This is a genomic window from Pseudomonas indica NBRC 103045 (genome assembly GCF_002091635.1).
Classification (GTDB): Bacteria; Pseudomonadota; Gammaproteobacteria; order Pseudomonadales; family Pseudomonadaceae; genus Pseudomonas_M; species Pseudomonas_M indica.
Map to the genome: position 1 here is coordinate 93,733 of NZ_BDAC01000009.1, position 15,171 is coordinate 108,903.

At 63.7% G+C, this 15,171-nt stretch carries 11 protein-coding genes; 5 read left to right on the plus strand and 6 right to left on the minus strand.

Annotated elements, in window-relative coordinates:
• Positions 1-1,086: 1,086 nt before the first annotated feature.
• Complete coding sequence (locus PIN01S_RS12600; RefSeq protein ID WP_084336019.1) at positions 1,087-1,743, plus strand: endonuclease; 657 nt, start codon at positions 1,087-1,089, stop codon at positions 1,741-1,743.
• Positions 1,744-1,803: 60 nt separating this feature from the next.
• On the opposite strand, the gene PIN01S_RS12605 is transcribed toward PIN01S_RS12600, so the two are convergent.
• Positions 1,804-3,582 carry an acyl-CoA dehydrogenase C-terminal domain-containing protein gene (locus tag PIN01S_RS12605; protein WP_084336020.1) on the minus strand — a complete coding sequence of 593 codons (1,779 nt, stop codon included), beginning with the start codon at positions 3,580-3,582 and terminating at the stop codon, positions 1,804-1,806.
• Between the two features lie 252 nt (positions 3,583-3,834).
• On the opposite strand from PIN01S_RS12605, the gene ahpC reads away from it, so the two are divergent.
• Together ahpC and ahpF are read left to right on the plus strand one after the other, a co-directional pair.
• Positions 3,835-4,398 carry an alkyl hydroperoxide reductase subunit C gene (gene ahpC, locus PIN01S_RS12610; RefSeq protein ID WP_084336021.1) on the plus strand — a complete coding sequence of 188 codons (564 nt, stop codon included), beginning with the start codon at positions 3,835-3,837 and terminating at the stop codon, positions 4,396-4,398.
• A 112-nt stretch (positions 4,399-4,510) separates the two neighbouring features.
• A complete protein-coding gene (gene ahpF / locus PIN01S_RS12615; RefSeq protein ID WP_084336022.1) occupies positions 4,511-6,076 on the plus strand; it encodes an alkyl hydroperoxide reductase subunit F in 1,566 nt (521 codons plus the stop codon).
• A 396-nt stretch (positions 6,077-6,472) separates the two neighbouring features.
• Here the strand turns inward: ahpF and PIN01S_RS12620 are convergent, their stop codons facing one another.
• The 5 genes from PIN01S_RS12620 to PIN01S_RS12640 form a co-directional block, all read right to left on the minus strand.
• Complete coding sequence (locus PIN01S_RS12620) at positions 6,473-8,269, minus strand: acyl-CoA dehydrogenase C-terminal domain-containing protein (RefSeq protein WP_084336023.1); 1,797 nt, start codon at positions 8,267-8,269, stop codon at positions 6,473-6,475.
• A gap of 114 nt (positions 8,270-8,383) precedes the next feature.
• Positions 8,384-9,673 carry a GGDEF domain-containing protein gene (locus PIN01S_RS12625; protein WP_084336024.1) on the minus strand — a complete coding sequence of 430 codons (1,290 nt, stop codon included), beginning with the start codon at positions 9,671-9,673 and terminating at the stop codon, positions 8,384-8,386.
• Positions 9,674-10,077: 404 nt separating this feature from the next.
• Complete coding sequence (locus PIN01S_RS12630; RefSeq protein ID WP_084336025.1) at positions 10,078-11,883, minus strand: phenylacyl-CoA dehydrogenase; 1,806 nt, start codon at positions 11,881-11,883, stop codon at positions 10,078-10,080.
• A 169-nt stretch (positions 11,884-12,052) separates the two neighbouring features.
• Complete coding sequence (locus PIN01S_RS12635) at positions 12,053-12,673, minus strand: putative metalloprotease CJM1_0395 family protein (protein WP_084336026.1); 621 nt, start codon at positions 12,671-12,673, stop codon at positions 12,053-12,055.
• A 50-nt stretch (positions 12,674-12,723) separates the two neighbouring features.
• Positions 12,724-13,002, minus strand: coding sequence for a hypothetical protein (locus tag PIN01S_RS12640; protein ID WP_084336027.1), 279 nt, complete (start codon positions 13,000-13,002; stop codon positions 12,724-12,726).
• A 193-nt stretch (positions 13,003-13,195) separates the two neighbouring features.
• On the opposite strand from PIN01S_RS12640, the gene PIN01S_RS12645 reads away from it, so the two are divergent.
• Both PIN01S_RS12645 and PIN01S_RS12650 read left to right on the plus strand, forming a co-directional pair.
• Positions 13,196-13,999 carry an SRPBCC family protein gene (locus PIN01S_RS12645; RefSeq protein ID WP_084336028.1) on the plus strand — a complete coding sequence of 268 codons (804 nt, stop codon included), beginning with the start codon at positions 13,196-13,198 and terminating at the stop codon, positions 13,997-13,999.
• The gene (locus tag PIN01S_RS12650; protein WP_084336029.1) at positions 13,999-15,168 is read left to right on the plus strand and encodes a zinc-dependent alcohol dehydrogenase; all 1,170 of its coding nucleotides are present in this window, start codon (positions 13,999-14,001) and stop codon (positions 15,166-15,168) included. Before PIN01S_RS12645 ends, PIN01S_RS12650 begins: the two co-directional genes overlap by 1 nt.
• Positions 15,169-15,171: the final 3 nt, after the last annotated feature.

A 15,171-nucleotide genomic window follows, 5' to 3' on the forward strand; every position in this document is an offset into this window, starting at 1 on the left:
CGCCCCTACAACGGAGGCCACGTCTTGCCTTTGTAGGAGCGAGCTCTGCTCGCGAAGGGACTCGCACCGGCGATTCGCCAGCAGAGCTGGCTCCTACAAAAATCGCAGCCGTCGCGAATGAATTTGCTCCCACAATGGAGCGCTTGTAGGGCACCTCTAAAAACTACCTGCGTTGTCATCACTGCGTTAAAAACAAGCTCGAATGCGAGCCCAGTCAAAATGCTCATTTACAGCCCGTAAACTGCGCTTTTTCGCTTGTTTTTGTGGGGCCGCCGAGGCCTTGTGCTGACTGCCTCGTCTACGTTTTTAGAGGTGTCCTGTAGGGGCGAATTCATTCGCCCATCCCACCCTGTTGGACTCCCGTCACCAGGGCAAGGGATTCAGCAGATAGGCCGCCATGTAGGCGGCGATCAGAAGAACGCTGGCGATCTCGATGAGGGTTCTGTGCATTTCTATGGCGTCCTTGCCGGGTCTCGGCGGGTCAGACGGCTCTTCCCGCTCCGACCCTCTGAAAAGCAACTTGTTCCGTCTCAATAGCCGGTGTCACTGAGCGCGGCGTTGCGCCGGCCTGCTTGAACAGACTCATTTTCTGAGCGTAGTAGTGCTCCTCCCCCGCCGCCTCTTTGAACACTGCGATTATCCGCAAGGTGAGGTGAGGATAGAGAGAATGATGGATGTGCTTATGGGGGAATGGTATCGGCTCGCTTACCCTGGCCGCTTTCCGCGTTATTCATGACAACTTTGCGAACGAGCCAGGCGAACCAGAACAAGCGCCCGGAAATTCCTGGCGGAAAAAGAAAAACCCCGCAGTGCGGGGCTTTGCAGACTGAATCCTGACATCCGTGATCGAGCCGCCTCCCTGGCGGAAATCCTCGTATCCCTGTGCGTTCTGGGCGCTTCCTGCGCGACGTCCATGGGAAGAAGATTAATGGGACGTTCAATGGACCGGTAGAAGCGATAAGCGGCACCTTGTGTAAGCTTTTTCCTACACAGCGCCAACCAGACCGGAAGTCAGGCTTATTTTGTGACATAGGTCTTGTTAGACTGATTTTTGTCCTACAAGAAAACCAAGACACCAGGCAAACCATGCGAGCAGTTGCGATTGCCCTCTTCTGTCTGACGACCTGCGCCTCCCCCGTCTTTGCCGGCGGCCAGACCCGCAACGCGGATCATAAGGCCGTCATCGACCAGGCGTTCTGGAAAGCACTCTATGGCGCGGGCGGCAACACGCTTTACTGCGGCAAACCCTTCTCCGAGGAAAGCAGCCAGCTCGCCGCCAGCCCGCTGTACAGCACCCGCCAGATCAAGAGTGCCCTGCGTTGCATCACCGACAACCAGTGCAGCGTGGTCAACCCACAATACCCCTACATGCTCGCCGACCTGCACAACCTCTACCCGGCCCTGAGCCGGGTGGAGCTGGCGCGGCGCAATGCCCAGTTCGGCGAACTGGACGACAGCGTGCCGAGCAAATTCGCCGACATCGACTGCGACCTGAAAGCCACCTTCCAACTGGTGGAACCCCGCGATGCCGCCAAGGGCAACATCGCTCGGGCGATCTTCTACATGCACCGGGAATACCACCTGCCCGTCCCGGGCCCGGTGCAGATATACAAGGCCTGGCACCGCCTCGATCCGCCCGATGACGACGAGCGCCGGCGCAACGACCAGATCGAGGTCCTGCAAGGCACCCGCAATCCCTTCATCGACAATCCGGCGTCGGTGGATGAACTGATTCCGGATTGATTCCGGTAGATAGAAAAAGCCCCGCGATTCTGCGGGGCTTTTTTCGTTACGGCAGCAGGATCAGAACTGCGCGGCATCCAGCAGATAGAGCGACTCGCTGCCCGCACGCACCGACGCAGTCAGCGAGTGGATGCGCGGCAGCAGGCGGGCGAAGTAGAAGCGCGCCGTGCCCAGCTTGCTGGCGTAGAAGTCGTCCTGCCCTTCCTTGCCCAGCGCGGTCCGTGCCATCAACGCCCACATGTAGGCATAGGCGGTGTAGCCGAACACGTGGAGGTATTCCACCGACGCAGCGCCGATCTCGTTGGGGTTGTTCTTGGCGCGGTCGAGTACCCAGGCGGTCAGGTCGTCGAGGTTTTCCACGGCGGCCTTCAGCGGGCCGGTGAACTCGGCCAGCTCGCTACTCGCGGAAGCGATGAATGCCTTGATCTCCGAGGAGAAGTGCTTGTAGAACTCGCCGCCGCTACCCACCACCTTACGGCCGATCAGGTCAAGCGCCTGAATGCCGTTGGTGCCTTCGTAGATCTGGGTGATGCGCACATCGCGCACCAGTTGCTCCTGGCCCCACTCACGGATGAAGCCGTGGCCGCCGAACACCTGCTGGCCATGCACCGTGGTTTCCAGGCCGACGTCGGTGAGGAAGGCCTTGGCGACCGGCGTGAGCAACGCGACCAAGTCTTCCGCACGCTTGCGCACGCTCGGGTCTTCGCTGTACTTGGCGGTATCCAGCTGCATCGCCACGTAGGTGGAGAACGCGCGACCACCTTCGTTCAACGCCTTCATGGTCAGCAGCATGCGCCGCACGTCGGGGTGGACGATGATCGGATCGGCGGCCTTGTCCTTGGCCACGGGACCAGTCGGCGCGCGGCTCTGAATACGCTCGCGGGCGTACTCGATGGCGCTCTGGTAGGAACGCTCGCCGGCGGCCAACCCCTGGATGCCGACGCCCAGGCGCTCATAGTTCATCATGGTGAACATCGCCGCCAGGCCCTTGTTCACTTCGCCGACCAGCCAGCCGGTGGCGCCGTCGAAGTTCATCACGCAGGTGGCCGAGGCCTTGATGCCCATCTTGTGCTCGATCGAGCCGCAGGCGACGGCGTTGCGCTCGCCCAGGCTGCCGTCGGCGTTGACCATCACCTTCGGCACCAGGAACAGGGAGATACCCTTCGGACCGGCCGGCGCGTCCGGCAGCTTGGCCAGCACCAGATGGATGATGTTCTCGGTCAGGTCGTGCTCGCCGCCGGTGATGAAAATCTTGGTGCCGGTGACCTTGTAGGACCCGTCGGCCTGGGGCTCGGCCTTGGTGCGGATGATGCCGAGGTCGGTGCCGGCATGCGGCTCGGTCAGGCACATCGAACCGGCCCAGACACCGGAATACATGTTCGGCAGGTACTTGTCCTTCAGCTCGTCGCTGGCGTGGGCGTTGATCGCCAGGCAGGCGCCGGCGGTGAGCATCGGATAGAGGCCGAAGGACAGGTTGGCCGAATTGACCATTTCCTCGACCTGGGCGCCGATCACCTTGGGCATGCCCATGCCGCCGTAGACCGGGTTGCCGCCGACCCCGACCCAGCCGCCCTCGGCGTAGGTGCGGTAAGCCTCGACGAAACCGGCCGGGGTGGTCACGGCGCCGTCTTTCCACTGGCAGCCTTCTTCGTCGCCGCTGCGGTTCAGCGGGGCGATGGTGCCGCCGGTGACCTTGCCGGCTTCTTCGAGAATGGCGGAGGCGGTGTCTTCGTCGACCACTTCGGCGATGCCGGGCAGCTCGTTCCAGAGCTTGGCCACTTCGAAAACTTCATTGAGGACGAAGCGCATATCGCGCAGGGGCGCTTTGTAGTCAGCCATGGGAAGAAAACCTCGCGTGACTCAACGAAAGAGGCCGGGAAAAGCGGCCGTTGAACGGGAAGCCAGTGTAACCGAACAACACTTTAGACACATAGAGTCTTTTAGTGACCACAAGCAAATAATCAGTCACGCAATCGAACCCTGTTCCTATTGAGACAGGCAATCGATCCCATGGCTTCAATCAATTAAAAATTCGCCGGCCCTATCGGTAGTCTTTGCGGTGTTTCCTTCACATCCCATCGAGGAGTTCACATGTCCCTGATCAACACCGAAGTCAAACCGTTCAAGGCCACCGCCTACCACAACGGCCAGTTCGTCGAAGTCACCGAAGCCAGCCTGAAGGGCAAGTGGTCCGTGATCTTCTTCTACCCGGCCGACTTCACCTTCGTCTGCCCGACCGAACTGGGCGACCTGGCCGACAACTACGCCGAGTTCCAGAAGCTGGGCGTCGAAATCTACGGCGTGTCCACCGACACCCATTTCACCCACAAGGCCTGGCACGACACTTCCGACACCATCGGCAAAATCCAGTACCCGCTGGTTGGCGACCCGACCTGGGTCCTGTCGCGCAACTTCGACGTGCTGATCGAAGAAGCCGGCCTGGCTGACCGTGGCACCTTCGTCATCGATCCGGAAGGCAAGATCCAGATCGTCGAAATCAACGCCGGCGGCATCGGCCGTGACGCGTCCGAGCTGCTGCGCAAGGTCAAGGCTGCCCAATACGTCGCCGCCCACCCGGGTGAAGTCTGCCCGGCCAAGTGGAAGGAAGGCGACGCCACCCTGGCGCCCTCGCTCGACCTCGTCGGCAAGATCTGACGACCCGCTTCACGCCTGAGGGAGCGCAACCCGCTTCCCTCCGTGCCCGACGCCCGGGTGCGATCCGCCCGGGCGTTCTTTTCTCCGAATTCTGTAATGGGTACCGCCAATCATGTTGGACGCCACGCTTAAAACTCAGTTGAAGGCCTATCTCGAGAAGGTCACCCAGCCGTTCGAGATCGTCGCGTCCCTCGATGACAGCGACAAATCCCGTGAACTGCTGGCGCTGTTGAACGACATCGTCGGCCTGAGCGACAAAATCGCTCTGCGGACCGACGGCAGCGACACCCGCCGGCCGTCGTTCTCCCTCAACCACCCGGACGGGAATATCAGCCTGCACTTCGCCGGCATCCCCATGGGGCACGAATTCACTTCGCTGGTGCTGGCCCTGCTGCAAGTCGGCGGCCATCCTTCGAAGACCGCCGCCGATGTGATCGAGCAGATCAAGAACATCGAAGGCGAATTCAACTTCGAAACCTATTTCTCGCTGTCCTGCCAGAACTGCCCGGACGTGGTCCAGGCGCTGAACCTGATGGCCGTGATCAACCCGAACATCCGCCACGTCGCCATCGACGGCGCGCTGTTCCAGGACGAAGTCGAGCAACGCCAGATCATGTCGGTGCCGAGCATCTACCTGAACGGTCAACCGTTCGGCCAGGGCCGCATGGGCGTGGAAGAAATCCTTGCCAAGATCGACACCGGCGCCGCCGCCCGCGATGCCGAGAAGCTCAGCGCCAAGCAGGCATTCGACGTGCTGGTGGTCGGCGGTGGCCCGGCCGGCGCTTCCGCCGCCATCTATGCCGCCCGCAAGGGCATCCGCACCGGCGTGGCCGCCGAGCGTTTCGGCGGCCAGGTGCTGGACACCATGGCCATCGAGAACTTCATCTCCATCCAGGAAACCGAAGGCCCGAAACTGGCCCGCGCCCTGGAAGAGCACGTCAAGCAGTACGACGTGGACATCATGAACCTGCAACGCGCCGACAAGTTGATCCCGGCGACGCAGGCTGGCCAGTTGCACGAAGTCCGCTTCACCAGCGGCGCCTCGCTCAAGGCCAAGACCGTGATCCTCGCCACCGGCGCCCGCTGGCGCGAGATGAACGTCCCCGGCGAGCAGGAATACCGCGGCCGTGGCGTCGCCTACTGCCCGCACTGCGACGGCCCACTGTTCAAGGGCAAGCGCGTGGCGGTGATCGGCGGCGGCAACTCCGGCGTGGAAGCGGCCATCGACCTGGCCGGCATCGTCGCCCAGGTGACGCTGATCGAGTTCGACAGCCAGTTGCGCGCCGATGCCGTGCTGCAGCGCAAGCTGTTCAGCCTGCCCAACGTCACCGTGGTCACCAGCGCTCTGACCAGCGAAGTGAAGGGCGACGGCCAGAAGGTCACCGGCCTGGTCTACAAGGATCGCAACTCCAGCGAGTTCCACTCGCTCGATCTGGAAGGCATCTTCGTGCAGATCGGCCTGGTGCCGAACACCGACTGGCTGAAGGGCACCGTGGAGCTGTCGCCGCGCGGCGAGATCGTGGTCGACTCCCGTGGCCAGACCTCGCTGCCCGGCATCTTCGCCGCGGGTGACGTGACGACCGTGCCGTACAAGCAGATCGTCATCGCCGTGGGCGAAGGCGCCAAGGCTTCGCTGGGGGCGTTCGATCATCTGATCCGGACGTCTGCGCCGGCCTGATAGCCAGGCTTGAGAAAGAAGAAAGGCGCCACTTGTGGCGCTTTTTTTCATATAACTGGCAACTGAAATGGCTTTTAGTGCACGGAGTGTCAGGCGCGAACGAGTCCCCTTCAGGAGGCCGAGTGGAGGCACTGCGTAGGGGGACGAGCGGCAGGGATGCCGCAAGAGGCACATTGGGCCAGGGATGGCCCATGTACGCCGGCCCCCGGAGCAGTGCCGGAGCGAGGGAAGTCGAGCGGAGCGATGACGGGGACGCCTAGTTCCGGATGATGGGGTGCGCTTTCTTTTGCTTACTTTTCTTTGCGCAAACAAAGAAAAGTAAGGCGCCGGGGGGCGCAACCAGTCGTATCGGAATACGCAGGAAATGAGGGTAGCACTCAACTGCTCCCCTCTCCCTCAGAGCATGAAATGCTCCGCCTCCAGCCTCATCAGGCACTCACTCCCCGCCTCCACTGCCGCTCGATGCGACGCCGTGCGCGGCAGCAATCGCTTGAAGTAGAAGTCGCAGGTGGCCAGCTTGGCCTGGTAGAACGCCGCTTCGCCCTCGCCCGCGTCCAGCTTCTGCCGGGCGACCACGGCCATGCGCAGCCAGAAGTAGGCCAGGGTCACGTAGCCGGCATACATCAGGTAGTCCACCGATGCCGCACCGACTTCGTCCGGGTTCTTCATCGCTGCCTGGCCGATCTTCAGGGTCAGCTCGCCCCACTCCTTGTTCAACGCCGCCAGCTCGGCGACCTGGGCCTTGAGTTGCGGGTGCTCGGCCTGGGCTTCGCAGAACTTATGGATCAGTTTGGTGAAGCCGCGCAGCAACTTGCCCTGGCTGCCTAGCACCTTGCGGCCGAGCAGGTCGAGGGCCTGGATGCCATTGGTGCCTTCGTAGATCGGGGCGATTCGGCAGTCGCGTACCAGTTGCTCCATGCCCCACTCGCGGATGTAGCCGTGGCCGCCGAAGACCTGCATGCCGAGGTTGGTGGCTTCCAGTCCGGTATCGGTCATGAAGGCCTTGCAGATCGGCGTCAGGAAGGCCAGCAGGTTCTCCGCTTCCTCGCGCTCCGCAGCGTCCTCGCTGAGGTGGGCGACGTCGAGCAGTTGCGCGGTGAAGTAAGCCAGGGCGCGGTTGCCTTCGTTGAAGGCTTTCATGGTCAGCAGCATACGCCGCACGTCGGGGTGGACGATGATCGGGTCGGCCGGTTTGTCCGGTGCCTTCGGTCCGGTCAGGGCGCGCATCTGCAAACGGTCGTTGGCATAGCGAACCGCGCCCTGGTAGCTCGCTTCGCCGAGGCAGAGCCCCTGCATGCCGGTGCCCAGGCGGGCATGGTTCATCATGGTGAACATGCAGTTGAGGCCCTTGTTCGGCTCACCGATCAGGAAGCCGGTGGCCTCGTCGAAGTTCATCACACAGGTGGCCGAGGCCTTGATGCCCATCTTGTGCTCGATGGAGCCGCAGGACAGTGCGTTGCGCTCGCCCACGCCGCCGTCGGCATTCGGTAGGAACTTCGGCACGATGAACAGCGAGATGCCCTTGGTCCCGGCCGGCGCGTCAGGCAGCTTGGCCAACACCAGGTGAACGATGTTCTCGCTCATGTCGTGCTCGCCGGCGGAGATGAATATCTTGGTGCCGGAAATTGCGTAGCTACCATCGGCACGGGGCACGGCGCGGGTCTTGATGATGCCGAGGTCGGTGCCGCAGTGCGGCTCGGTCAGGCACATGGTGCCGGTCCAGCGACCCTCGGTCATGCGGGTCAGGTAGGTCTGCTTCTGCTCTTCACTGCCGTGGGCATGGATCGCCGACATGGCGCCGTGGGTCAGGCCGGGATACATCGCCCAGGATTGATTGCTGGAGGCAACCATCTCGCTGAGGATCAGGCCGAGTGAATGCGGCAGCCCCTGGCCGCCGTAGGCCGCATCGGCCGACAAGCCCATCCAGCCGCCCTCGGCGTACTGGGCGAAGGCTTCCTTGAAGCCCTTCGGGGTGGTCACCACACCGTTGTCGAACCGGCATTCCTCTTCGTCTCCGGACCGGTTCAGCGGCGCCAGCACCTGTTCGCAGAACTTCGCCCCTTCTTCGAGAATCGCGCCGACCATGTCCGGCGTCGCATCGCTGGCACCCAGCGCCGCGTAGCGCGCGGGGAAATCGAAGACTTCATCGAGCAGGAAGCGCATGTCGCGCAGCGGGGCCTTGTACTCGGGCATGGACGGTTCTCCTTGGCAGGGGCGCGAATCGCGCGATCCGGCCACGCTATGCCCACCCACCTGGAGGAACAACGACATTGCGCCGGCTGAATGCAGGGCCATAAACGCCTGCCGCTACTCCGCGCCGGCCACCCGCACGGCACCGCGCCGGTTCTGGCCATGGGCTCGCACGCAGTTGCGGCCCGCGCTCTTGGCGCTGTAGAGCGCCTGGTCGGCAGCCTTGATCACTTCTTCCGGGCTGCGTTGCTCCTGCTGGCGCTCGGCCACGCCGAAACTCATCGTCACCGACACACTGGTAGCCGTGGCCGCACCGCGACGCTGGCGGCCCTGGCGATCGTTCTTCGGTCGGCTGCCTTTGTCGCGCAATTGCAGTTGGTAGTTCTCCACCGCCTGGCGCACGGCCTCCAGGTGTGGCAGGCACTCCTCCAGCGTCTTGCCGGAGAACACCAGGGTGAATTCCTCGCCGCCATAGCGATACGCACGCCCGCCTCCGCGCACCTTGCGCAACTGACTGGCGACCAGGCGCAGGACCTGATCGCCGACATCGTGGCCGTGGGTGTCGTTGAAGCGCTTGAAGTGATCGACGTCGGCCATGGCGATCACATAGTTGCGCCCGAGCCGCTGCAGCCGCTCGTTCAGGGCACGACGGCCGGGCAGTCCGGTGAGCTCGTCGCGGAACGCCATGTGATAGGCCTCATGGGCTACCGCTGCGACCAGTACCAGCATGACCTGGCTGCTCATCACGTTCAGCCCGTGCGGCAGGAGAAAGACATGGGGCAGCATCCACAGCAGACCGAGCAGGCCGAGCAGTTGCGCCGCATGCAGGGGTCGCGGTTGCCGCAGGTACTGCACCAGCAGCAGGATAAAGGCCAGTGCGAACAGCGGATAGGCCAGTTGCACCAGACTCATCCAGTCGCCATGCAGGCTCGGCCAACGCACCTCGGCCACCCAGGCGAGCAGCGCACCGGGGTAACGCTGGGCCAGCCCTACCGCCACCGCCCCCACGGCCAGCAGCACGGCGCCGCGGGCAATCAGGTCCTGCGCCAGGTGGGTACGCTCCTGCCAGGCGGCATAGAGCCCATACAGGAGTGGCAACAGCAGACTGGCCAGATGAAACACCAGCGCGGCATCGTCGCGGATCTTGCCGGTGGCACGGTAATGGTCGACCTGGGTGTCGAGCAGGTAATAGCCCAGGTAGATCACCACCAGCAGGAACAACTCGCGCTGGCGGCCATACACCAGGCAAAGCGCACCGCCGAGCAATAACAACAGAGTCGGCAGCACATTGAACAGGGACGTGAAGAACTCGCTGAGCGCCGGAAGCCGGGCAATCAGCCACCCGGCAGCGAGCAGCAGCACCGTCGGCAGGAAATGGGTCAGGCGCACCGCAGCGAAGCGAGGCAAGAGAGGCTCCGAGCTGGCGGAAACAGGCGAAAAGCCAGCATTTTGCCAGCTTTTCTAAGGTTAGTGCATGCCGGAGCGCCCGCCAATCGCCCCGGACGACCCGTCGGTCAGCCTGTGAAAATACCGCAGGATCGAATCCTTCGCCGAGCGAACGGGTTTCACCCCACCCAATGCCCGCTTTCGTAGAAGCCAGCTCTGCTGGCGAAGCTTTGGTGCAGCCCAGTTCGCGAGCAGAGCTCGCTCCTACAAAAGGCAAGGCCAGCCTCTGTAGGGGCGAATTTATTCGCCCAGCGATGCATCGCTCAAGCGAATACCTGCATCAACTCAAAGACAAAATCCCCCAAAGAAAAAATGCCGCGTACCCAAAGGTACGCGGCATCTTTCGAACCGATGCAGACGAAGGCTTAGAAGCCCAGAGCGAAATGCTCTTCGTCCATCTCCATCAGGTTGTCGGCGCCAGACAGCATGGCTTCGACGTGGGTGCGGGTACGCGGCAGGATGCGCTTGAAGTAGAAGCGCGCGGTCTGCAGCTTGGCGGTGTAGAAGGCGGCATCGCCTTCGCCGGCGGCCAGCTTCTCGGCAGCCAGGCGTGCCATGTCGGCCCAGAAGTAGGCCAGGCAGGCGTAGCCGGAGTACATCAGGTAGTCCACCGAGGCGGCACCGACTTCCTCGCGGTCCTTCATGGCGGCCATGCCGATCTTCATGGTCAGCTCGCCCCACTCCTTGTTCAGCTTGGCCAGCGGCTCGACGAACTCCTTGACGGACGCGTTGCCTTCGTTGGCCTGGCAGAACTTGTGAACGATCTTGGTGAAGCCCTTCAGCGCCTCGCCCTGGGTCATCAGGACCTTGCGGCCCAGCAGGTCGAGGGCCTGAACGCCGGTGGTGCCTTCGTACATCATGGAGATGCGGCAGTCGCGCAGGTTCTGCTCCATGCCCCACTCACTGATGAAACCGTGGCCACCGTAGATCTGCATGCCGTGGGAAGCGGATTCGAAGCCCACTTCGGTCATGAAGGCCTTGGCGATCGGCGTCAGGAAGGCCAACAGGGAGTCGGCGGCCTTGCGCTGCTCCTCGTCCTGGCTGTATTTGACGATGTCCACCTGCTTGGCGGTGAAGTAAACCATGGCGCGGTTGCCTTCGGCGAAGGCCTTCATGGTCAGCAGCATGCGGCGCACGTCCGGATGCACGATGATCGGGTCGGCGGGCTTCTCGGGCGCCTTCGGGCCGGTCAGAGAACGCATCTGCAGACGCTCGCGGGCGTACTTGATGCCGCCCTGGAACGCCACTTCGGCGTGGGCCAGGCCTTGCAGCGCGGTGCCCAGGCGAGCGGTGTTCATGAAGGTGAACATGCAGTTCAGGCCCTTGTTCGCCGGGCCGATCAGGAAGCCGGTGGCGCCGTCGAAGTTCATCACGCAGGTAGCGTTGCCGTGGATACCCATCTTGTGCTCGATGGAACCGCAGGACACGGCGTTGCGCTCGCCTACGCCGCCGTCGGCGTTCGGCAGGAACTTCGGCACGATGAACAGGGAAATACCCTTGGTGCCGGCCGGTGCGTCGGGCAGGCGGGCCAGGACGATATGGACGATGTTGTCGGCCATGTCGTGCTCACCGGCGGAGATGAAGATCTTGGTGCCGGTGACTTTGTAGGTGCCGTCGGCCTGGGGCTCGGCCTTGGTGCGCAGCATGCCCAGGTCGGTACCGCAGTGCGGCTCGGTCAGGCACATGGTGCCGGTCCATTCGCCGGATACCAGCTTGGTCAGGTAGGTGTGCTTCTGCTCGTCGGTGCCGTGGGCGGACAGGGTGTTCATCGCGCCGTGGGACAAGCCGGGGTACATGCCCCAGGACCAGTTGGCGGAACCGACCATCTCGCTGATGGCCAGGCCGAGGGATTCCGGCAGGCCCTGGCCACCGTGGTCGACGTCATGGGCCAGGCTCGGCCAGCCGCCTTCGACGAACTGCTTGTATGCCTCTTTGAAGCCGGTCGGGGTCTTCACGCCGGATTCGCTCCAGGTGCAGCCCTCGGTGTCACCCACACGGTTCAGCGGAGCGATCACCTGCTCACAGAACTTGGCGCCTTCCTCGAGAATGGCGTTGACCATGTCCGGGGTCGCATCTTGGCAAGCCGGCAGGCTCTGATAGTGCGCTTCGTAGCCGAGCAGCTCGTCGCGTACGAAACGAATATCACGCAAGGGGGCCTTGTACTCAGGCATAGCGGTAAACCTCTGCGGTGGATTCCTAGTTATCAGGGGGACCGGGTTTCCGGTCGCTTGCGGGATCGATTCCCGGCCGCTCGAGAGCCGGTATGCGGCCCAGCGGTCAAACAGGCGTTTGAAACATACGTTTACGCCAACCCCTTGTCAAGCACTGGCAGCGTGCCGCCTACGCGTACAGATCGACCACCGATGCGACGGACCCGTCGTCCTGGAGACGCCGGTATAGATCCAGCTTAGGCCCGCTCCCGGCTGCCTGCTGGCTTGGTTCGGCTTCCTTCTCCGCTGTCTCTTCGGCGCTTGCACTCGCGCTTTCCTCGCGCTGTTGCACCGCCAGTTCGAGGCGGGCTTGCATCGCCTGGACCTGCGCTTCGGCGGCAATCTGCAAATCCTGGGCGGAAGGTTCGGCCGGGGCCAACGCGGCCCGCTGGACGACCTCCATCTTGCGCAGTGTCGCCGCCGGATCGCCGGGCACCGGAGCGGTATCGATGCCTACTTCACCGCCGACGGCATAGAGTCGCCCATCCGGGCCGCGCGAGTAGGTGTAGCTCGGCGCCCCGGCATATCCGCCACCGGCAGCCGCATGCGCCTGCTCGTGGGCGCGAACTTCGCGGTCGCGCTGGATCAATTCATCCAGGGCAGCGAGACGTAGGCGCTCTTCCGAGGAGCCGGCTGGCGAGCGCTCGGTGCGGGAGGGATCATCGGCAGTCGCCGGCGAGGACGTTTCAGGACGGAAACCGGCGCGGGAGGCCGAGGGAGGAAAGGACGTGGAGGCCGGCGGGATGTTCACGCGGTTGCTCCTTGGCCCGCCCTAGCGGCGGACCAGGATGACAAGACGCCTCAGGCGTGGGTATCGATCAACGTACCGAGCACTTCGTCGGCCGTCTCGATCACCTTGGCGCCCGCCTGCGCCTGGGTTTCGCCGACCCGCAGTTCGACCAGGCTGGTGGCGAGGTCGGCCGACGTTCTGTCGGTCGCCTGGGCCGGCGGCGTGGGTGCGGGCTGCTGGACGGGAGGCAGGGTTCCGGCAGCGATCTCCGCTGCGGCCCGGTCGGCACGTTGCTGGCCGGCCTGGAAGGCATTCACCCCTGCGCTGAGGACATTGCTCGATATCTGCATGGGACATGGCTCCTGGGATTCCCGCTTATTGAAGCAGACGACAGGCCTTGGTTGTAGGAAGAAACGATTATGGCAAAACGCCTTTATATAGCCGAGTGAGCGTTTGCCTGGCTTTGTCCGTTGATCCAACCGTCCTGAACGAACTGCGCAAGCCGGCAGTCAGCTGGAAAGTGACCGTTTTCAGGAGGCCGCCGTGAACCACGATCATCCCACTCTCGTCTCGACCCGCCATCCCGTCGGGGGCTCCGACCAACCCAATGTCCAGGGCCTGGAACGCATCGCCTCGCTCGTCACTGGCGGCGTGCTGCTGGGCCATGGCTTGCGCAGCAGCGGATTGGGCGGCTGGCTGCAAGTCCTGCTGGGCGGGCTGGCCCTCGCCCGGGGCACGACGGGGCGTTGCCCGGCCAAGCGAGCACTGACCCCGACGCCGCTGGAAAGCGAACTGGCGGAAGAAAACCGCTGGAGCAGCGCGAAAACCCTGTCGCGCAGCATCACCATCGACAAGCCACGCACCGAGCTGTATCGCTTCTGGCGCGATTTCAGCAACCTGTCGCGCTTCATGACCTTCATCGAGCGCGTCGAGGTGCTGGCCAGCGATCGCGCCCACTGGGTCGCCCGCCTGCCCATGGGCAAGACCCTGGAATGGACCACCCGCCTCACCGAGGATCGCCCCGACGAGCTGCTCGCCTGGATGTCCGAACCGGACGCGCCGATCCGCAACCTCGGCTGGGTCAGCTTCCGCGACGCCCCCCAGGGCAAGGGAACGGAAATCAAGGCGGTGATCGCCTACGAACCGCCCGCCGGCAAGTTGGGCTATGCCCTGGCACAAACGCTGGATCTGCTGCCGACCATGAAGGCCGCCCAGGACCTGCGCCGGCTCAAGCAGCTGATGGAAACCGGCGAGATCGCCACCAACAGCACCCGCCCCGCCACCGTGCGTCGACCGGTCGAACCCTCCCCGACAGTCTTCCATCACGGCTCCACGGGGGTGCACTGATGCGCGCACTGACCTGGCAAGCCCCCAACCGGCTGAGCGTCGAAACGCTTCCCGACCCGGGAATCGTCAATCCCAAGGACGCCATCCTCAAGGTGGTCATGTCCTCGGTCTGCGGCTCCGACCTGCACCTGCTGGATGGCTACGTGCCGACCATGCACCCAGGCGACGTGCTCGGCCACGAATTCCTCGGCGAGGTGGTGGAGACCGGCGCGGCGGTCACCGGCCTCAAGAAGGGCGACCGGGCAATCGCCATATCCATCATCGGCTGCGGCGAGTGCGGCTATTGCAGCGAGGGCCATTTCAACTGCTGCGATAACTCCAACCCCAACGGCCAGCAGACCGAACTGGCCTACGGCTATAGCTGCGCCGGCATCTTCGGCTACAGCCACGCCTTCGGCGGCTATGCCGGCAGCCACGCGACCTATGTACGCGTGCCCTATGCCGACGTGAACCTGTTCAAGGTGCCGGACGGGGTGAGCAACGAGCAGGCGGTGTTCGTCTCCGATGCCGCGCCGACCGGCTACTTCGGTGCCGACCGGGCGGACATCCAGCGCGGCGACACCGTGGCCGTGTGGGGCTGCGGAGGCGTCGGCCAGATGGCGATCCGCAGCGCCTACCTGCTGGGTGCCGAGCGGGTCATCGCCATCGACCGCTTCGCCGATCGGCTGAGGTTGGCGGAAGAAAAGGCCGGCGCCATCCCCCTCGACTACACCCGCACCGACGTACATGAAGCCCTGCTGGAGCTGACCGGCGGGCGCGGGCCGGATCGCTGCATCGACTGTGTCGGCATGGAAGCCCACGGCACCGGCATCGAGCAGGTCTACGACAAAGCCAAGCAGCAGCTACGCCTGCATACCGAGCGCGGCGCGGCACTGCGCCAGGCGATCCGTGCCTGCCGCAAAAACGGGACGGTATCGGTACTCGGGGTCTACGGTGGCCTGCTGGACAAGTTCCCCATGGGCGCCATCGTCAACAAGGCACTGACCCTGCGCTCCGGCCAGCAGGCGGGGCAGCGCTATGTGCCGCGTCTGTTCGAGCACATCCAGAAAGGCGAGCTGGACCCGTCCTATCTGCTGACCCACCCGATGGACCTGGAGCAGGGCCCGGAGGGCTATCACCTGTTCAAGCAGAAGGCGCAGAACTGCATGCGGGCGGTGTTCCTGCCCTGAACC